Origin of the sequence: Streptomyces sp. NPDC093252, from assembly GCF_040683675.1 — a bacterium.
GTDB lineage: Bacteria > Actinomycetota > Actinomycetes > Streptomycetales > Streptomycetaceae > Streptomyces.
In genome coordinates, this window is the sequence record NZ_JBFBEM010000022.1 from 58,445 (window position 1) to 76,619 (window position 18,175).

An 18,175-nucleotide genomic window follows, 5' to 3' on the forward strand; every position below is an offset into this window, starting at 1 on the left:
GGCTCCCACGACCACCACTCCCTCAGTCACCACCCCGTGGATCGCCATGTACCACTCCGTCGGTGACTGCGCCGACGACCCCTACCGCATCACCGTCACCCCCGAGCGGCTCGCCCGGCAACTGCGCTGGCTGGAGCGGCGCGGGCAGCGCGGGGTGGGGGTGGCCGAACTGCTGGCGGCCCGCGCGCGCGGCGCCGGGCACGACCTGGTGGGGCTCACCTTCGACGACGGGTACGCCGACTTCACCGAGCACGCGCTGCCCCTGCTGCACCGGTTCGGCTTCGGCGCCACCCTCTACGTACTGCCCGGCCGCCTCGGCGGCGACAACGCCTGGGACCCGCTGGGCCCGCGCAAACCCCTGCTGACCGCCGACGGCATCCGCCGGGCCGCCGACGGGGGCGTCGAGATCGGCTCCCACGGACTCACCCACCTCGACCTCACCCGCGCCGACGACCGCACCCTCAAGGCGGAGACCGCCGAGAGCGCCGCCCTCCTCACCGACCTCACCGGAACCCCGGTCACCGGCTTCTGCTACCCCTACGGCACCATCGACCCCCGCGCGATCGGGGCCGTGCGCGAGGCCGGGTACGACTACGCCGTCGCCATCGACCCCGGCCCGCTCACCTCCCGGCACGCCCTGCCGCGCGTCCACGTCGGGCAGCGGGACACCGCCGTACGGCTGCACCTCAAGCAGCGGCTGCACCGGGTGCGGCGCCGGGCCGTCGCGGGGGTGTGAGATGAGGGTCCTGCACATCATCACCGGCCTCGGGGTCGGCGGCGCCGAGCAGCAACTGCGGCTGCTGCTGCGGCATCTGCCGGTCGAGGCGGAGGTCGTCACCCTCACCAACCCGGGCGCGGTCGCCACCGGACTCATCGCCGACGGGGTGCCGGTCACCCACCTCGGCATGGCCGGCAACCGCGACCTGGGCGCGCTGCCCAAGCTGGTCCGGCTGATCCGCGCCGGCGGCTACGACCTCGTCCACACCCATCTCTACCGCGCCTGCCTCTACGGCCGCCTCGCCGCCCGGCTGGCCGGGGTGCGGGCGGTCGTCGCCACCGAACACTCCCTCGGCGACTCCCAGATGGAGGGCCGCCCCCTCACCCGGGGCGTGCGCGGGCTCTACCTGGCCGGTGAGCGGCTGGGCCGGACGACCGTGGCGGTCTCCCCCACGGTCGCGGACCGGCTGCTGCGCTGGGGGGTGCCCGCGCCCCGGATCGAGGTGGTGCCCAACGGCATCGACCTGGACCGGTTCCGGTTCGACCCGGTGGCCCGCCACCGCACCCGGCGCCGCCTCGGCCTGCCCGAGGAGGCGTTCGTGGTCGGCGCGGTCGGCCGGCTCGCCGCCGGGAAGCGGTTCGACGTGGCGGTCCGCGCCCTCGCCGCGCTGCCCCCCGACTGCTGGCTGCTGCTGGTCGGCGGCGGCCCCGAGGAGAACCTGCTGCGGCGCACCGCCGACGAGGCCGGGGTCGCCGACCGGGTCCTGTTCACCGGGGAACGGCCCTGCATCCCCGACGGCACCCCCGGGCCCGACCTCCCGGCCCTGCTCTCCGCCATGGACGTACTGGCCTCCCCGTCCCCCGAGGAGGCGTTCGGCCTGGCGATCGTGGAGGCGCTGGCCTGCGGCCTGCCGGTGCGGTACGCGTCCTGCCCGGCCCTCGCCGATCTGCCGCCGGGCGCCGACACCGACGCGGTCCGGGTGGCGTGCGACCCCGCCGCCCTCGCCCCCGCCCTCGCGGAGGTCCGGGCCCGCGCCCCCCGCCCCCGCACCACCCCGGAGGCCGCCCGCCACTACGGCATCACCCGCAGCGCGGCCCGCCTGATGGAGGTCTACGCCCAGGCGACCGGCGGCGCCCCCGCCCCCACCCCCACGGCTCCCCCGGCCCCCCGCCCCGAGCCCCCGACCCCCTCCCCGTCGTCCCCCTCGTCCCCCTCGTTCCCCTCTTCCCCCTCGTCCCTTGGAGTCAGCCCGTGAAGTCCGACCGCTCCGCCCGGCCGTCGTCTCCCCGGCCGTCGTCCCCCCGGCCGCAGCGCCCGGCCCGCCGCGTCCTCGCCCGTGCCAAGGGGCTGCCGCCCTGGTCGCTGCTCGCGGCCGGGGTCGTGGCCGGCGGACTGCTCGGCGGCGGCTACGGCGCCCTCGCCACCCCCGCCTACAGCGCCACCAGCTATGTCGTCGCCGTCCCCACCGAACGCTCCGACTCCGCCGCCGCGCTGGGCTTCGCGCAGGCGTACGGCCGGGTCGCCACCCAGCTCGCGGTGCTGGGCGACGCCCAGGTGTGGGCGGGCGTCCCGGTGCGCACCCTCCAGCAGAACGTGACGACGGCGACCTCGCCCGACGCGCCGATGGTCGCCATCACCGCCACCGCGAACCGCCCCGACACGGCCGCCGACATGGCCAACGCGGTGGCCAGAGCCCTGACCGGGCACGCGAGCGACAGCCAGGACGCCACCCAGGTCGAACTCCAGCAGTTCGCGCGGGCCGTGAAGCCGACCGCCCCCTCGTCGCCGGGACCGGCGCTGACCGGGCTGGTGGGGGCGAGCGCGGGCGGGCTGCTGGGCGGCCTGGCGCTGCTGGCCCGGCCGCGCCGGGCGACCGGCGGCGACGGCTTCGGGGACGGCCGGGGCGGGGGCGGCGAGGACGGCGGGGGCCAGGCGGCGACGGCGGTGCCGGGCCCGGCGGTCGCGGCGGACGCGAGCGGACGGCTGTGACGCCGGACGCCGGGGTGCGGGGCACCGCGGCCGTGCACCGCGGTCACCCCCGGGGACACCCCGTGGCCTGCGTGCACCCCGCCCCGCCCCGCACCCCGTACACCACCCACCTCGTCACCGACGCCGGCACCTTCGCCGCCCTCGCCCCCGACTGGCACCGCCTCTACACCCGCTGCGCGACCGCGACCCCCTTCCAGAGCCACCCCTGGCTGCACTCCTGGTGGCTGTCCTACGGCGGCTCCGGGCGGCTGCGGCTCGTCCTGGTCCGCGACGGCACCGGCCGGCTGATCGCGGCGGCGCCGCTGATGCGCGTCCGGCGTCCGCTGCCCGCGCTGGTGCCGCTCGGCGGGGCCATCTCCGACTACGCCGATGTCCTGCTGGACGACGAGCACGGCCCGGCCGCCGCCGACGCCCTGACCGCCGCCCTGGCCGCCGCCGCGCGCACCGCGCTGCTCGATCTGCGCGAGGTCCGTCCCGGCGCCGCCCTCGAACAGGTCTACGACCGCTGGCGCGGCCCGCGCCGCCGGACCGACGACTCGGTCTGTCTGGAGCTGCCCGCCGTCCCCCTGGACGAACTGATCACCCGGCTGCCCTCGGCCAAGGCCCAGCAGCGGGTCCGCGCCAAGCTCCGCAAACTGGACGCGCTCGGCGTCACCCGCCGCGTCGCCGGACCGGACGAGGTGGACGGGGCGCTGCACCGGCTCGTCGAACTGCACCGGCTCCAGTGGCGGGGCCGCAGGGTGACCACCGAGCACCTCCAGCCCCGCTTCCGCGACCACCTGGTGCGCTCGGCCGCCCCGATGGTCCGCTCCGGCACCGCGGCCGTCACCGAGTTCCGCCTGGACGGTGAGGTCGTCGCCGTCGACCTCACCCTGATGTCCCCGCGCCTGGCGGGTGGTTACCTCTACGGCGCCCATCCCCGGCTGCGGGAGCTGAAGGCGGACGTGGCGGTGATGCTGCTGGACGCCTGCACCGGGCACACCGCCGCCGCCGGGGGCATCGGCACCCTGAGCCTGCTGCGCGGCGACGAACCGTACAAGCACCACTGGCGCCCGGACCGGGTCGTCAACCAGCGGCTGCTGCTGGCCCGCGCGTCCACCGCCCCACTGCTGGCGGCGGCCCTCGCCGACGCGCGGGCACGGGCGCGCGGCAAGGACCTGCTGGTGCGGTGGAAGGAGCGCGACGGTGGCGGCGACACCTGAGCGGCGCCGCCGCCACCGCGCACCCGGCCCGCGCTCACCGGTTGCGCGACCACCAGTCGAGCCGGACGCAGAGCTTGCCGCCGAGCCAGTGCTCCACCCAGTCGCCCAGGTCCAGCGGCGAGCAGTTGGGCGGGGTGACCGGGGTGGTCGGGTTGACCGGGACGGTCGGGGTCGGGGTGGGAGTGGGAGTGGGGGTCGGCGTGGGGGTGGGACCGGTGACGACCGGGGCGCCGCGCCCGGAGAGCACACTGCGGTAGATCTCCGAGGAGAGCGGGTTGCTGCCGCACTGCCACACCCCGTGCGGGCAGTAGTCGGTGAGGGTGTTGTAGAGCGGCTTGTGCTCGTCCATCCAGGCCAGCATCCGCCGCATGTAGTCGGGGTTGTCCCCGTTGCGGAACAGCCCCCACTCCGGGTACGAGATCGCCTTGCCGTGCTCCTTGGCGAACTCCACATGGTCCCGCAGCCCGAACGGCTCACTGACCTGCTGGTCGAAGGAGAGCCCGGACGGCTGGTCGTAGGAGTCCATGCCGATGATGTCGACGGTGTCGTCCCCCGGGTAGCACCGCGTCCAGGCGATGGCGTCCCGCCCCCGGCTAGGGGTCCAGTCGAACTTGAACTGCTGCCCCGGCACCGACCGCATCGCGGTGACGATCCGCTTCCAGTACGTCTTCCACGCCTGCGGATCGGGCCCGCAGCGATGGGTGTAGGTGATGCCGTTCATCTCCCAGCCGAGCACCACCACCGTGTCCGGCACCTTGAGGTCCACCAGCCGCTGGGCGAGGGCGCGGTAGTGCTGGTCGAACCGTCCGGCGGCGCCCTGCCGCAGCAGCCGGCGCACCTCGGCGTCCGGGACGCCCTCCTCGTTGCGCTCCAGCATGGGGACGTTGAGCACGAACATCCGGTCCGGGTCGGCCCGCCGCCAGTCGGCCCACGCCTCCAGGAAGTCCGGCTTCCCCTCGATGTTGGACCACAGATCGCCGGGCAGGTAGGTGTGCCCGACCCGCAGATCGGCCCCGCCCAGCCACCGGCTCATCTCGGCGATCCGGGACACCCCGCGGGGCCCGTAGTCGAGATAGGCCCCGAAGGCGGGGTACTCCTCGGCGGTCACGCCCTTCGCCGGTACGTCCTTGGCGGGAGCCCCCTTGGCGGGTGCGGGCGCGGATGCGGGCGCGGATGCGGATGCGGCAGTGGATCCCGGCGCGGCGGGGGTCGCCGATGCCGCGGGGGTCGCCGCCGGTGCCGCGGGGGCGTCAGGGCTCTGGGATGGTGGTGGTGGTGCCGTCGTCGCGGCCGGGGCCGGAGCGGGCGGGTCGGCGACGACCACCACCCCGAGCCCCGCGGCGAACACCGGTCCGGACGCCAGGGCCGCCGACGCGGCGACCGTCGCCGCGATCAGGGCCAGCCGCTTGGACCGGGACCGTCGTTGCTGCTGTGGGGCCATGCCTGCTCCTCTCTCCACAACCGCGCTGTCTGACGTGCACTCTCATGCCGTTCGCATGACAGTTACTGACACTCAGTCATATGAAAGACCCTCACGCCACCGCCGTTGCGGCGTACGAGTGCCCCGCTCGCCCGCACGGGTGACACCGACCGAAGGAACCGAGGAGAAGTGCCCGTGTCGCCGTTCGACACCCGGGTCCCCGCCGTGCTGCTGCGGATCGACCGGAACCCCTTTCACCACGGAACGCTGGGCGCCGTCCGCTCGCTCGGCCGCGCGGGCATCGAGGCGCATGTCGTGGCGGCGGACGGCCCGGCGAGTCCGGTGGCCGCGTCCCGGTTCACCGCCGCCGTCCATCAACCGCCCGCCCCGGGCGCCTCGGACGCGGACATCGCCCGGGTGCTGGCGGAGGTGGCCGCCCGGGTCGCCCGGCCCGCCGTCCTGGTCCCGCTGGACGACGCCAGCGCGCTCGCCACGGCCCGGCTGCGGGAGTCCCTCGCCCCGGCCTTCCGGCTCCCGGCGCTCCCCGGCCCGCTCGCCGAACGCGTCGCCGACAAGGCCGAACTGGCCGCCCTGTGCACCGCCCTGGACATCCCCCACCCGGTCACCCTGATCCCCGGCAGCGGCGCCGAGGCGGGCCGCGCCGCCTGGCGCCTGGGCCTGCCGGTGATCGCCAAGTGGAGCCGCCCCTGGCTCCTCCCTGCGGGCAGCGGACTGCGCAGCACCACGGTGGTCCGGTCCGCGCAGCAGGCCCGCGAGCTGTACGGGCGGCGCACCGAGGCGGGCAGCACGCTCCTCCTCCAGGAGTTCCTGCCACCGGGCCCGGGGCTCGACTGGTTCTGCCACGGCCACACCGACCGCACCGGTACCCGCCACGGCGGCGGCACCGGCCGCAAACTGCTCTCCTGGCCGCGCGCCGCGGGCCTGACGGCGGTCGGCGCCTGGACCCCCAACCCCGAGCTGGACGAACTCACCGGCCGCCTGGTCACCGCCCTCGGCTACCGGGGCGTCCTGGACCTGGACTTCCGCCGCCACGACCGCACCGGGGCGTACCACCTGCTCGACTTCAACCCCCGCCCCGGCGCCCAGTTCCGGCTGTTCGCCGACGCCGGCGGCCTGGATGTCGTACGGGCCCTGCACCTCGACCTGACCGGCCGCCCGCTCCCGGCCCCCCGGCCCCGCCCCGGCCGCCGCTTCCTGGTCGAGAACTACGCCCCGCTCACCGCCCTGCGCCCGTCCCGGTCCGGCCGTGAACTGGCCTGGTACGCCGCCGACGACCGGGCTCCCGCGCGTGCCCTGTGGCGGCGCTGGCCCCGCCATCTCACCCGCCGGCTGCGCCCCGCCCCGCCCGCCCCGCAGGACCCGGCCCCGGCCCGCCCCCGCATCATCCGCCAGCCGTCCCCACCCACCCGCGACCACCACGCGGACCACCACTGACAGCCAGGGCCGGATACACGACGGCCCCGGACGACGGTCGGCCGTCGCCCGGGGCCCACAGGTCCCCGCCCGTCACGGACGCGAGGCGGCCCTGCCTCGCCGATACAGCACAGCCCCACCCGCGACCAGCGCGGCCCCGGCCAACGAGCCCCCGATCAGCACGTCGTTCCCGGTCTCCGCGAGGGAGGGGGGCTTACCGGGCCCATGGGGAGGCTGATGCGATCCCCCACCGGGGGGCGTCTCCCCTCCACCGGGAGGCTGTTCCCCTCCACCGGGGGGTGACTCACCTCCGCCGGGAGGCTGCTCACCTCCGCCTGGGGGTTGCTCACCCCCACCGGGAGGCTGCTCGCCACCACCCGGCGGCTGCTCACCCCCACCTGGGGGCTGCTCGCCACCACCCGGCGGCTGCTCACCCCCACCTGGAGGCTGCTCCCCATACCCGCCGGGCGAGTCATCGCCCCCGTACCCGGAGTCCCCATACCCGGAGTCATCCCCGTGGCCGGAGTCCCCGTACCCGGAATCCCCAGAGCCGGAGTCCCTGTTCCCGGAGTCACCCCCGTAGCCGGAGTCCCCGTACCCGGAATCCCCAGAGTCGGAATCCCCGTACCCGGAGTCACCCTCATACGCGGGCTCATACGAGGGCTCATACGCGGGCTCCCCGTACCCGGGGTCCTCGTCCCCGTAAGACGGCGACCCCCGGTCCGTGTCCCCGGCTTGGTCCGTGGACGCGCAGCCGTTGCCGAAGGCCGGGTTGAGGAGACCGATGGGGTTGACCGTGTTGCCGCAGAGGTTGGCCGGGACCGTGACCGGGACCTGAAGGCTGTTGCCCGAGACGACACCGGGCGAGCCCTGCGCCCCGCCGCTCGCCGAGGTGTCGGCGAGTACGGGGGTGGCGCAGAGGGAGAGGATGCCGGTCGCGGCGGCAGCCGCGACCATCGACTTGCTCAAAGCCTGTCGCAATCTTGATCTTTCCTGTCCTGCTCGATCAATGAGCATGCAGAGTCGGGAAAGGCCGGCCCTGGACCGGATACGAATCGGTCCAGGACCGGCCGTGGCGCAGCCGGAAAGAGGCTGGTCAGCCGTTGACGCAGACGTTGCCGAACGCCGGGTTCAGCAGTCCGATCACATTGATGCTGTTGCCGCAGACGTTCACGGGGATGTGCACCGGCACCTGGATGACGTTGCCGGAGAGGACACCCGGGGAACCGATCGCGGCACCCTCGGCGCCGGAGTCGGCGAACGCCGGGGCGGCCCCGCCCAGGGCGAGGATCGCGCCCGCGAACACGGCAGCGGTCTTCTTCATGGACTTTCCCTTCTCTGCGGTCATGCCCCTATGACGGCCGAAACCGAGCGAGCACAACGGACGGCTCGCACCATGACCGGCAGGCTGTAGAACGAGGGATAGACGGCAGAAGAAACTCCGGAACGTGTGTCGCCCGGTAATTCACTCGAACGCCAAAACTCTGCGGAAACGCTTCGCCTAAGTGGCCGCAGGAAATGATCGAGAGGTAAGGAAAGAGATTTCACCGATTTCTGTGCCGAGCCGTCGCAAAAATGCACGAAATCCGCCGCGGACGGCCCTGCCGGGGGAGGTGGCGGGCCGTCCGGGCGGATACCGGAGGTGTTCGCTCAGTTGTTGGCGACGCCGTTGCCCGCGAGCACCGAGATGTCGTCCAGGATGTGCGACAGCGGCTCGTCACCCTTGGCCTGGGTGGAGTTGTCGGCGCACTGCTGGTTCTGCGGCGCGGACAGGACCGACACGTCCTGGACCGCGACCGGCACCAGCACACCGAGCAGCGGGCCGACGTTGGCCTTGACCGGCACACCGAGGCACAGCTTGTTCAGCGAACCCTGGACCAGGGTGGCCTGCGGGCTCATGTGGCCGAAGGTGGCCGCGTTGCCGAACGCGGACGTCGCGCCGTTGCCGCTCGCGGAAGTGGTGCCCTGGTCGTTGCCGATGGCGAGCGCCTGGGGCGCCGCCACCGCCGACGCGCCGACCACGGAGGCGGCGAGCGCCGCGGCGGCCATTGCCTTCTTCAGCATTTCCGTATTCCTTTCCGAAGAGGACCCCCGCCTCCGGTCCGGGGGTTTTCCGGTCCGGCCGTCTCGGGTGTTCCTGCCCTCGCATCAACCGGACGCACGGCGAATGGTTGCGGCCTTTCACTCGTACGGTGCTCGTGACCTCGGTGAATTAATGCGGAGCGCACTCCGGGGGCGCTCGCCGGGCGGGCGCGCGCTGTGGGCCATCGGAGTGAATGGGGACAACCATGCGCGCGCTCGGGAGTTGTCCAGAACGCTCCGGTGGACGGGGTTTCTCCAGAAGGGACTAGCAAGTGATCAAGAAGGTTCTGGCTTCCGCCGCGGTCGCCGCTTCCGTCGTCGGCGCCTCCGCTGCCGCCGCTCCGTCGGCGCTCGCCATCGGCAACGACGACGGCACCACCTCCGCCAGCGGCAACGGCTCCTCGCAGATCTACGGCAACTCGGCCACGTACGGCAACATGAGCCCGCAGATGGCGCTGATCCAGGGTTCGTTCAACAAGCCCTGCATCGGTCTGCCCGCCAAGGCGAACATCGGCTCGCTGATCGGTCTGATCCCGATCGCCGTGCAGGACATCCCGATCCTGTCGGCCCCGCAGAACCAGCAGTGTGTCGAGAACTCCACGCAGGCCAAGGGCGACGAGCCGCTGTCGCACATCCTCCAGGACATCTCGGTGCTCGCGGGCAACGGCGCCGCCAACCACTGAGCCGGTCGCGTTCCGGGGCGCCCCACCGCCCCTTCGCCCCCACCGAGCGGGCCGCCGGTCTTCCGGCGGCCCGCTCTTCCGTCCCGCTCCCCCGGCCCGTTCCCCCGGCCGGCGTCCGGTCGGCGGAACGGGGGCGGTCGTGAACCTGGCGCCTGATATTCATCCTTATCGGGAACAAACTGCGCCAATCAGGTCAAAACCCGCAACCCGCACCGCTCCGGAACCGTTGATGATCACGCAACTCCCCACCGGAGTCCGCTTTTCGAAGGGAAAGAACATGAAGAAGCTGTGGGCCACCGCGGCTATCGCCGCCTCCGTCGCCGGTCTGTCGGCCACGGCCGCCCCCTCGGCGCTGGCCATCGGTGACGACAACGGCACCACCTCCGCCAGCGGCAACGGCGCTTCGCAGGTGTTCGGCAACTCGGCCACGTTCGGTGACATGAGCCCGCAGCTCTCGCTGGTCCAGGGTTCGCTGAACAAGCCGTGTGTCGGTCTGCCGCTGAAGGCCAATGTCGGCTCGCTGATCGGTCTGGTCCCGATCGCCGTGCAGGACATCCCGATCCTGTCGGCCCCGCAGAACCAGCAGTGCGTGGAGAACTCCACCCAGGCCAAGGGCGACGAGCCGCTGTCGCACATCCTGGACGACATCTCCGCCCTGTCGGGCAACGGCGCCGGCAACGGCTGATCCGTACCCCGCTCCCGCGACGGCGGGTCACCGGTTCCCTCCGGTGGCCCGCCGTCGTCGTTCGTGCGACTGACGGGGGTCAGAGCAGCCCGGCCGCGTCGTCGATGGTGTCCGCCAGGTCCTCCACCGCCTCGTCCCCGGTGTCGTCGGCGAGGTCGTGGGCGATACCGGCGAGGTCGTCCAGGGCGGGCGCGTCCGGGAGGCGGGTGCCGTCGGAGTCCTCGCGGCGCAGGGCGTCGGCGAAGTAGGCGGCGACGGCGGTGACCTGGAAGCGGTCGGAGGCGCCGCCCACCCCGTCGGCGAGATCGGCGGCCTCCAGATCGCCCGACTCCTCGTGCGGGGCGCGGCTGTCGGGGTCCTGCCAGCGGACGGTGGCCGTGGCGAGATGCCCGGCCGCGTCCGGCGCGGTGCGCACCGCGTACAGCGCGGTCACGGTGTGGCCGGGGCCGATCTCGCCGCCGTCGACGCCGTCGTCGCGGAAGTCGTCGTCGGCGACCTCGCGGTTGTCGTAGCCGATGAGACGGAACTCCTCGACGTTCTCCGGGTCGAAGGCGACCTGGGCCTTGGCGTCGCGGGCGGTGAGGTCGATGGAGCGCGGGAGCTGCTCGGTGAAGACCTCGCGGGCCTCCTCGGTGGTGGAGACATAGGTGGTGTGGCCGTCGCCCCGGTCGGCGAGCCGTTCCATCAGATCGTCGCCGTAGTCGCTGCCGACGCCGACACCGAAGAGGGTGATGCCGTGTTCGGTGCGGGCGTCGGCGATGTTCTCCAGGATGGTGTCCGGGTCGGTGTCGCCGGTGTTGGCGAGGGCGTCGGAGATCAGCACGACCCGGTTGGTGGCGCCCTCGCGCAGGCCCTCGACGGCGGTGTCGTAGCCGGTGTCCATGCCCGCGCCGAGGTTGGTGGACTGCCGGGTCTCCAGGGAGTCGACGGCGTCGTGGATCTCGTCGCGGTTGCCGTCGAGCCGGGTCATCGGCAGGACCTCCTCCGCCTCGTCGGAGAAGGTGACCAGGGCGACGGAGTCGTCGTCGCGGAGTTGGTCGGTCATCATCCCCAGGGATTTCCTGGCGAGGTCGAGACGGCCGGGCTCGGCCATGGAGCCGGAGATGTCGATGACGAAGGTCAGCGCGGCCGGCGGGCGGTCCTCCTCGTCCCCGGCGGGGCGGGTGGCGAGTCCGACGCGGACCAGCGACCAGTCGTCGTCGCCGGTGCGGGCGCCGTCGACGGTGACCGTGAAGCCGTCGCCGCCGGGGCGGTCGTAGTCCTGGCGGAAGCTGTTGACGAACTCCTCCGGGCGGACCGTCGACGGGTCGGGGAGGGTGCCGTCGGCCAGGGAGCGGCGGGCGTAGCCGTAGGACGCGGTGTCGACGTCCAGGGCGAAGGTGGAGAGGTGGTCGGGCTCGGGCGCGAAGCGGCGTTCGTCGCTCCCGGTGTCCTCGGCGGTATCGCCCTCCGCCCGGTCCCCGCCGCCCTCGGGTGCGTCGGGCGCGGGCCAGCCGCCGTCGTTCTCCTGTGCGTCCGCGCCGCGGTCGGCGGTGCTGTCCTCCGCGCCCCCGCCGCAGCCCGCGAGCAGTGCGCAGGCCGCGGTGAGGGCGAGCATCCCGCCGCCGAGCCGTCGTCCGTTCCGGTGTCGCTTCATCGCCGTGGCCCCCGGTGTCCGTCGCTGCCGATGTCTGTGACTGTGACGGCACGTGGGGCCGGAACGTGCGGGCCGGGGTGTTGCGGATGGGTCTCGAAGTGGGCACGGTGGCCGCACTCCGAGACCGGTGGGTGATCCTCCGCTATGTCTCACCCATTGTCAGCTCGCCCCATACATGTTTGCCCCACGTGCGCAGGTCGGTACCCCACCGGTCCGTCAGCGCTTCGATCAGCAGCAGCCCGCGTCCGCTGGTGGGCAGATTGTCGCCGTTGGAGTCGTGGAGCCGAGGCATGGCTGTGGATGTGTCCGACACACCGATCCGCACCCTCCTGTCGCACGGTCGGGATACGACAACTCGAATCAGGTGGCTGCTTGTGTGCTTGACCGCATTGGCGACCAGCTCGGACACGAGGACCAGCCCGTCGTCGTTGAGCTCGTCCAACTGCCACGCCGAGAGGGCCGTACGGACGAGCCTGCGAGCGCCCACCGCGCTCTGCTCCAGGCCGGGCAACATTTCGGAGTACCCCGGATATCCGGTGGCACGGGACATGGCGGACACAGTCATCACACAACCTCGACGGGGGATGCGGGTTCTCGCCTCGCGGTGCGGCGGCATTGCTCAGTGAACGACCGTGGTGTCCGGCGCCGGAGGAAACACATGTGAGTCGCTGCTCGTCAACGACCGGAAATCCTTTCCTGCTCACCGCTGTCGCCCGTCAGGCGTCGCTACCGTGGAAGGCGTGGAGGAAAACACCAGCCTCATCGGCGCCATGGAAGAAGCGGGCCTGAGCCAAGGCGAGTTGGCAGAGGCCGTGAACTCCCGGCTGCGTGCGAATGGACATGAGGGAACGATCACCGACCGTACCGTCCGCTATTGGCTCACCGGGAAAACCCGGTGGCCCCATCGGAGGCAACGCGAGGCGTTGGAGGGAGTGTTCGGGGTATGCGCTGAGACACTCGGCTTCCGCCCGCCACGGGGGAATCGCACGAAACCGGAGTCCCCTGTGGATCGCAGACGCTTCCTCACGTCGTCCGCTGCCGCAGTTGTCCGGCCCAGTCGAGTCGGCACTTCCGACGTGATCCGCCTCCGATCCGGCCTCGACACCCTGATGGCCCTGGACGACACCAGGGGCGGGCATGACGGACTGGAACAGGACGCGCTCGCCGGGGCGAGCGAGGCTCTCGGCAAGCTTCCCCACGCTGCCTCTCAGCGCATCCGGCAGCGTCTCTTCTCGATCGCTGCCGACTACACCGCTACCGCCGCCTGGTCCACGCTCGACGCACGCAACCTGACCCGCACCGACCAGCACCTCAACCGAGCTCTTTACCTGGCCGGGATGGCCCAGGACTCCGTCGCCGAACTCCGTGTATGGAACAGCTTCGCCATGCTTGCCCATCAGCGTCGCCAACACAGTGAAGCCGTCGACGCCGGATACGCCGCCCAAACCACCGGCATCACTCGCAGAGACTCTCTCTTCGCATCCCTTGCCCACGCCCGCACCGCCATCGGCCACTCAGACCGTCAAGACCGACAAGCCGCCATCCGTTCCCTGGGCCACGCGCACGAAGCCCTTGCCAAGGCCGTCGACCGGCCACGTCCATCGTGGATCGCGTTCTACGGGCCTGCGGAACTCGCAGCAATCACTGCGATCGTCCGAGACCGAATCGGCGACGCTGTACAGGCCGAGGCGGCTTCCCATCAAGCTCTGGCAGGTATTCCGATGCGCTTCCGACGAAATCGGGCATTCGCTACGACCCGGCTGGCGCTCGCCCAGCTACACCAGCGGGACATCGAAACGGCTTGCTTCACGGCATCGACGGCGCTCGAGCTGATGCAGGACGACCCCCTGCCCGGTCGGATGCGAACACTTCTGGGTGACTTCTACCGAGACTTGATCTCGCTTGCACCAGGCGCCGAGACCGCACGAGAGTGGGGCGACCGATACCGATCCGAATGGAGACGGCTCTGATGGTCGACGTCCGACGCTTCACGCACGCTGATCTTCCGGCGATCCGCCAGGCACTGATCGACGTGCACGCGGACGCCTACACCGATGCGATGGACCACGAGTTCAATCAACGGTTTCCCTGGTTCGTCGATCACTGGGGCGGGAACCCGGAATTCGATTGCGTGATCGCTTTCGACGGCGACAGCCCTGTGGGATTCGCGTATGGAGCTCCGGCTTCGGCACACCGGGAATGGTGGCGGGAGCACATGGAGGCACCGCCCCGCTCGCGGACGTTCGCCTACTCCGAACTCGCCGTCCGGACCGGATATCGCAAGACCGGCCTGGCACAGCACCTGACCCGCGAGCTGCTGGATGCCCGCGCCGAGGATCTCGCGGTGCTCCTGGTGGATACGGAACACCCTCGGGTGCAGGCCCTGTACGAGTCGTGGGGGTTCAGCAAAGTGGGCGAACGGCAGCCGTTTCCCGACTCTCCCCTGTTCGCGGTGATGCTGGCCGAACTCCCCCTGCTGTGAGGGGGAGAACATCAACGCCCGAGGCGGCGCAGGTGCACCGGGTGAGGACCCCGGGCAGGGGCCCTCACACATGGATGCCTACGACACCACGTCCTTGCGGGCGAACCCCCGGAAGGCCAGCGCGAACAGGACGACGGCGTAGGTGACCGAGATGGCTGCGCCCTGGATCATCGAGTCGTACTCGGGGCGGGGCTGGATGGCGTCCGCCCAGGCGTAGTTCCAGTGCGCGGGGAGGAAGTCGCGCCAGTCGCCGAGGGCGGTGACCTGGTCGAGGACATTGCCGACGATGGTCAGGCCGACCGCGCCGCCGACCGCGCCCAGCGGGGCGTCCGTCTTGGTGGAGAGCCAGAACGCGAGCCCGGCGGTGACCAGTTGGGAGACGAAGATGTAGGCGACGACGACCAGGAGGTGGCGGGCGGCCGTGCCCGGGGGGATCTCTCCGCCGGTCGGGATGGCCAGCGGGCCCCAGCCGTAGGCCACCGAGCCGACGGCGAGGGCGACCAGGGGCAGCAGCAGCATCGCGGCCAGGCTCATGCCGAGCCCCACCACGAGTTTGGAGAGGAGCAGGCGGGTGCGGGGGACGGGGGCCGCGAGGAGGTAGCGCAGGGAGGACCAGCTCGCCTCGGAGGCCACGGTGTCGCCGCAGAACAGCGCCACCGGGATCACCAGCAGGAAGCCCGCCGACACGAACAGGGAGACCGCCGCGAAGTTGGCGCCGGACGCGGTGGCCGTGTCCATCAGGTTGATGCGGTTGCCGCCGCCGTCGCCGTCGCCGCCCTCGTCGCCGCCGACGGCGAAGGCGATCACCAGCACGAACGGCAGCACGGCGAGGATCCCGCCCATGACCAGGGTGCGGCGGCGCTTGAGCTGACGGATCAGCTCGACGCGGAGGGGGAGGGTGCGGCCGGGGCGGTAGCCGGGGGCCGCCTCGGGCGAGGAGGGTTCGGCGGTCCCGGCGGGCCGGGTTTCGGTGGCCGTGCTCACGCGGAGCCTCCGATCAGGGTCAGGAAGGCGTCCTCCAGGCGGCGGTGCGGGCCGACCGACTCCACGGGCACCTCCAGGCGGACGAGTTCGGGGACCAGCCCGGACGGGGTGGCGCCCGGGTCGAGGCGGACCAGCAGCCCGTCCTCGGTGCGCTCGGCGGAGGCGACACCCGCCAGCGCGGCGACCTTCTCCACCACCGGGTCCTCCAGCGGCACACCCGTGCCGACGAGGAGGGTGTCGCCGGAGCCGACGATGTCGGCGACCGGGCCCGCCTGCACCAGACGGCCGCGGTCCATGACCACCAGATGGGTGCAGGACTGCTCGACCTCGGAGAGGAGATGGCTGGAGACGATCACGGTCCGGCCGGCCGCCGCGTAGCGGATCATCACCTCGCGCATCTCGCGGATCTGGGGCGGGTCGAGTCCGTTGGTCGGCTCGTCCAGGATCAGCAGGTCCGGCAGGCCCAGCATGGCCTGGGCGATGGCGAGGCGCTGGCGCATGCCCTGCGAGTAGGTGCGCACCGCGCGGGCCAGGGCGTCGCCGAGACCGGCGATCTCCAGGGCCTCCTCGATGTGCGCGTCCTCGGCGGGGCGGCCGGTGGCGGCCCAGTACAGCTCCAGGTTCTCCCGGCCGGAGAGGTGGGGCAGGAAGCCGGCGCCCTCGACGAAGGAGCCGACCCGGGACAGTACCGGGGCGCCGGGGCGGATCGCGTGCCCGAACACCCGGATCTCCCCGGCGTCCGGGGTGATCAGGCCCATCAGCATCCGCAGGGTAGTGGTCTTGCCCGCCCCGTTGGGGCCGAGCAGTCCGAGGACCTGGCCCTTCTCCACGCGGAAGGAGAGGTCCTTGACCGCGTAGCGGTCGCTGGCCGCCGAGTAGCGCTTGCCGAGGCCGGTGATCTGGAGGGGGACGGCGGTGAGCGCCGGGTCGGGCGGCGGGGCGGTGGTGCGGCGGCGGGCGGTGAGCAGCAGCAGCGCCGCGATCACCGCGCCGGTCAGCGGCAGCCACCACACCCAGGACGGCAGCCCGGTCGAGCCGGTCGTCACGGCGGGCGCGGTCGGCACGCTCAGGTCGCCCTGGAGGGAGACGGTGTAGGTGGCCGCGGCCAGCGGGGAGGCGTAGGCGAGGTCGGTGGAGGCCAGCACCAGCCGCAGCCGGTGGCCCGCCTGGACGTCGTAGTCGATGGCGGGGAGGGTGAGGGTGATCTCCTGGCCCTCGCGGGCGTCGGTGACGCGGACCGGGGTGACCAGTTGGGAGGGCAGCACCTGCTGGCGGCCGTCAGGGCCGACGTCGTACACCTTGGCGAACAGGACCGCTTCGTCGGTGGTGGAGCGGACCTGGACGGTGGCGGTGGGGGAGCCGGTGATGCGCAGGTCGTCGGCGAGGGGGGCCGACTCGAAGGACGCGAACTGGCCGGGGAAGTCGAGGGAGACGCCGACACCCAGCGAGGAGAGCGAGGAGAGGCCGCCGCCCGCGCCGAGGCCGGGCAGGGCGGAGACGGCGGGCGGGCTGGCGCCGGCCGGGTTGCGGATCTCCTGCTCGTCGCCGGTCAGGGCGATGTCCCGGGGGTCGCCGCGGAGTCCGGGGTAGGTGTCGGCGGTCGCGCCGCGCAGGCGGGTCTCGCCGCTGTCGGAGTCGACGCCGCCCGCGCGGGTGACCCGGAAGGCGGGGCCGGTGGCGGCGGCCGTGTCCTCCTTCAGGTACCGGTCGAACCAGTCGCCCACCCGCTGTTCGACGCGGGCCGTCTCCAGGTCCCCGCCGTCGTGCCCGCCGGAGATCCAGTCGACCTCGACGGGGGCGCCGTTGGCGCGGATCGCCTGGGCGGCGGCATCGGCCTGCCCGAGCGGGAACAGGGAGTCGCTCTGGCCCTGGAACAGCAGGGTCGGGACGTCGATCCGGTCGCCGACCGCCGACGGCGAACGGGCCGCCAGCAGCTCACGGGCCGCCGCGTCCGGGGTGCCGGACTCGGCGACCCGGTCGTACATCGCGCACAGCTCGGCCGTGAAGTCGTCGCAGCCGCCGCCGGTGCTGAAGAAGATGCCGGACCACAGCTTCTTGAAGACGCCGTCCGGGAACAGGGCGTCCGACAGGTTCCAGTACGTGATCGCCGGGGCGATGGCGTCCACCCGGTCGTCGTATCCGGCGGCCAGCAGCGCTATCGCGCCGCCGTAGGAGCCGCCCGCGATGCCGACCCGGGGGTCGCCGCCTGCGTCGAGCTGCACCTGGGGCTGGCCGGCCAGCCAGTCCAGCAGCCGGGAGACATCGGCCACCTCGGCGTCCGGGTCGTTCAGCCCGATCTCGCCGGTCGACTCGCCGAAGCCGCGCGCCGACCAGGTCAGTACCGCGTAGCCGTCGCGGGCCAGGCTCTTGGCCTGCGTGCGCAGGTCGTCCTTGCTGCCGCCGAAGCCGTGCCCCAGCAGTACCGCGGGGCGGCGGGTGTCGGTGGCACCGGAGGTGAAGTACGAGGTGTCGACGCGCACTCCGCCGCCCATGTCCATCATCCGGTCGTTGCGCCGCACGGGGGCCGCGTCCTCCGACGCGACGGCCGTCCAGGTCCCGGCACCGGCGAGTACGACGACAGCGGCGGCAGCGGCGGCGAGCAGCCTCCGCGACCGCCGGGAGCGCCGTATGCCGCGCAGTCCGGGGAGTCGAAGATCCATGGCGCCCAATGTACGGGGCGTGTCTGTCAGCGCCGCGTGAGCTTGGGGGCCCATGGGCCCCCACCGGGGCGCCGGTTGGCCGGGATTGTATTCAGTCCGTCGTTCGAGGGGGCCACTCGATGCGCTGAAGAAACCCGCATTCCCCGGCATCGGGCGGGTCCACGGCATTGCCTTGGCGGGATCGGCCCCTTTGTGAACAT

At 72.6% G+C, this 18,175-nt stretch carries 17 protein-coding genes; 9 read left to right on the top strand and 8 right to left on the bottom strand.

The genetic code is table 11. The annotated features are described in order from the left end of the window. Nucleotides 1-46: 46 nt before the first annotated feature. The 4 genes from AB0O01_RS34250 (at nt 47) to AB0O01_RS34265 (ending at nt 3,909) form a co-directional block, all read left to right on the top strand. On the top strand, nt 47-736 hold the full coding sequence (locus AB0O01_RS34250) for a polysaccharide deacetylase family protein (RefSeq protein WP_365319768.1): 690 nt from the start codon (nt 47-49) through the stop codon (nt 734-736). A gap of 1 nt (nt 737) precedes the next feature. Further along, a complete protein-coding gene (locus AB0O01_RS34255) occupies nt 738-1,973 on the top strand; it encodes a glycosyltransferase (RefSeq protein WP_365319684.1) in 1,236 nt (411 codons plus the stop codon). Nucleotides 1,974-2,065: 92 nt separating this feature from the next. Continuing rightward, nucleotides 2,066-2,707 (top strand): lipopolysaccharide biosynthesis protein, encoded by a 642-nt coding sequence (locus AB0O01_RS34260; RefSeq protein WP_365319770.1) that lies wholly within the window; start codon nt 2,066-2,068, stop codon nt 2,705-2,707. Between the two features lie 71 nt (nt 2,708-2,778). Continuing rightward, nucleotides 2,779-3,909, top strand: a complete 1,131-nt coding sequence (locus AB0O01_RS34265) for a GNAT family N-acetyltransferase (RefSeq protein ID WP_365319772.1) — start codon at nt 2,779-2,781, stop codon at nt 3,907-3,909. Between the two features lie 34 nt (nt 3,910-3,943). Here AB0O01_RS34265 and AB0O01_RS34270 read toward each other — a convergent pair whose 3' ends face one another. Further along, nucleotides 3,944-5,350: a glycosyl hydrolase gene (locus AB0O01_RS34270; protein ID WP_365319686.1), complete on the bottom strand. Its 1,407-nt coding sequence runs from the start codon at nt 5,348-5,350 to the stop codon at nt 3,944-3,946. Between the two features lie 174 nt (nt 5,351-5,524). Here AB0O01_RS34270 and AB0O01_RS34275 point away from each other — a divergent pair, with 174 nt between their 5' ends. Continuing rightward, nucleotides 5,525-6,784 carry an ATP-grasp domain-containing protein gene (locus tag AB0O01_RS34275; RefSeq protein ID WP_365319687.1) on the top strand — a complete coding sequence of 420 codons (1,260 nt, stop codon included), beginning with the start codon at nt 5,525-5,527 and terminating at the stop codon, nt 6,782-6,784. 72 nt (nt 6,785-6,856) lie between these two features. Here AB0O01_RS34275 and AB0O01_RS34280 read toward each other — a convergent pair whose 3' ends face one another. From AB0O01_RS34280 to AB0O01_RS34290, 3 genes are all read right to left on the bottom strand, one after another. Next, nucleotides 6,857-7,780 carry a chaplin gene (locus tag AB0O01_RS34280; protein ID WP_365319689.1) on the bottom strand — a complete coding sequence of 308 codons (924 nt, stop codon included), beginning with the start codon at nt 7,778-7,780 and terminating at the stop codon, nt 6,857-6,859. 79 nt (nt 7,781-7,859) lie between these two features. Beyond that, nucleotides 7,860-8,087 (bottom strand): chaplin ChpD, encoded by a 228-nt coding sequence (gene chpD / locus AB0O01_RS34285; RefSeq protein WP_355745411.1) that lies wholly within the window; start codon nt 8,085-8,087, stop codon nt 7,860-7,862. Between the two features lie 326 nt (nt 8,088-8,413). Continuing rightward, nucleotides 8,414-8,827 carry a rodlin gene (locus AB0O01_RS34290; RefSeq protein ID WP_355745409.1) on the bottom strand — a complete coding sequence of 138 codons (414 nt, stop codon included), beginning with the start codon at nt 8,825-8,827 and terminating at the stop codon, nt 8,414-8,416. Nucleotides 8,828-9,117: 290 nt separating this feature from the next. On the opposite strand from AB0O01_RS34290, the gene AB0O01_RS34295 reads away from it, so the two are divergent. After that, complete coding sequence (locus AB0O01_RS34295) at nt 9,118-9,528, top strand: rodlin (RefSeq protein ID WP_365319691.1); 411 nt, start codon at nt 9,118-9,120, stop codon at nt 9,526-9,528. Nucleotides 9,529-9,805: 277 nt separating this feature from the next. Continuing rightward, the gene (locus AB0O01_RS34300) at nt 9,806-10,213 is read left to right on the top strand and encodes a rodlin (protein ID WP_365319693.1); all 408 of its coding nucleotides are present in this window, start codon (nt 9,806-9,808) and stop codon (nt 10,211-10,213) included. Nucleotides 10,214-10,292: 79 nt separating this feature from the next. On the opposite strand, the gene AB0O01_RS34305 is transcribed toward AB0O01_RS34300, so the two are convergent. Further along, a complete protein-coding gene (locus tag AB0O01_RS34305) occupies nt 10,293-11,849 on the bottom strand; it encodes a von Willebrand factor type A domain-containing protein (protein WP_365319696.1) in 1,557 nt (518 codons plus the stop codon). Nucleotides 11,850-11,991: 142 nt separating this feature from the next. After that, the gene (locus AB0O01_RS34310) at nt 11,992-12,399 is read right to left on the bottom strand and encodes an ATP-binding protein (protein WP_365319698.1); all 408 of its coding nucleotides are present in this window, start codon (nt 12,397-12,399) and stop codon (nt 11,992-11,994) included. Between the two features lie 190 nt (nt 12,400-12,589). Here AB0O01_RS34310 and AB0O01_RS34315 point away from each other — a divergent pair, with 190 nt between their 5' ends. Together AB0O01_RS34315 and AB0O01_RS34320 are read left to right on the top strand one after the other, a co-directional pair. Beyond that, the gene (locus AB0O01_RS34315; protein ID WP_365319700.1) at nt 12,590-13,819 is read left to right on the top strand and encodes an XRE family transcriptional regulator; all 1,230 of its coding nucleotides are present in this window, start codon (nt 12,590-12,592) and stop codon (nt 13,817-13,819) included. Further along, on the top strand, nt 13,804-14,331 hold the full coding sequence (locus tag AB0O01_RS34320) for a GNAT family N-acetyltransferase (RefSeq protein WP_365319702.1): 528 nt from the start codon (nt 13,804-13,806) through the stop codon (nt 14,329-14,331). The genes AB0O01_RS34315 and AB0O01_RS34320 overlap by 16 nt, the downstream gene beginning before the upstream one ends. A gap of 78 nt (nt 14,332-14,409) precedes the next feature. Here the strand turns inward: AB0O01_RS34320 and AB0O01_RS34325 are convergent, their stop codons facing one another. Continuing rightward, nucleotides 14,410-15,315: an ABC transporter permease gene (locus tag AB0O01_RS34325; protein WP_365319704.1), complete on the bottom strand. Its 906-nt coding sequence runs from the start codon at nt 15,313-15,315 to the stop codon at nt 14,410-14,412. Next, entirely contained in the window at nt 15,312-17,975 is a 2,664-nt protein-coding gene (locus AB0O01_RS34330) for an alpha/beta fold hydrolase (RefSeq protein WP_365319706.1), read from the bottom strand. The genes AB0O01_RS34325 and AB0O01_RS34330 overlap by 4 nt, the downstream gene beginning before the upstream one ends. Between the last annotated feature and the right edge of the window lie 200 nt (nt 17,976-18,175).

Excerpts from the sequence above, each read along its gene's own strand:
- AB0O01_RS34250 (WP_365319768.1), top strand. The coding sequence starts at position 47 with ATGTACCACTCCGTCGGTGACTGCGCCGACGACCCCTACCGCATCACC.
- AB0O01_RS34255 (WP_365319684.1), top strand. The coding sequence starts at position 738 with ATGAGGGTCCTGCACATCATCACCGGCCTCGGGGTCGGCGGCGCCGAG.
- AB0O01_RS34270 (WP_365319686.1), bottom strand. The coding sequence starts at position 5,350 with ATGGCCCCACAGCAGCAACGACGGTCCCGGTCCAAGCGGCTGGCCCTG.
- AB0O01_RS34280 (WP_365319689.1), bottom strand. The coding sequence starts at position 7,780 with ATGCTCATTGATCGAGCAGGACAGGAAAGATCAAGATTGCGACAGGCT.
- chpD (WP_355745411.1), bottom strand. The coding sequence starts at position 8,087 with ATGAAGAAGACCGCTGCCGTGTTCGCGGGCGCGATCCTCGCCCTGGGC.
- AB0O01_RS34290 (WP_355745409.1), bottom strand. The coding sequence starts at position 8,827 with ATGCTGAAGAAGGCAATGGCCGCCGCGGCGCTCGCCGCCTCCGTGGTC.
- AB0O01_RS34300 (WP_365319693.1), top strand. The coding sequence starts at position 9,806 with ATGAAGAAGCTGTGGGCCACCGCGGCTATCGCCGCCTCCGTCGCCGGT.
- AB0O01_RS34305 (WP_365319696.1), bottom strand. The coding sequence starts at position 11,849 with ATGAAGCGACACCGGAACGGACGACGGCTCGGCGGCGGGATGCTCGCC.
- AB0O01_RS34310 (WP_365319698.1), bottom strand. The coding sequence starts at position 12,399 with ATGTCCCGTGCCACCGGATATCCGGGGTACTCCGAAATGTTGCCCGGC.
- AB0O01_RS34320 (WP_365319702.1), top strand. The coding sequence starts at position 13,804 with ATGGAGACGGCTCTGATGGTCGACGTCCGACGCTTCACGCACGCTGAT.
- AB0O01_RS34330 (WP_365319706.1), bottom strand. The coding sequence starts at position 17,975 with ATGGATCTTCGACTCCCCGGACTGCGCGGCATACGGCGCTCCCGGCGG.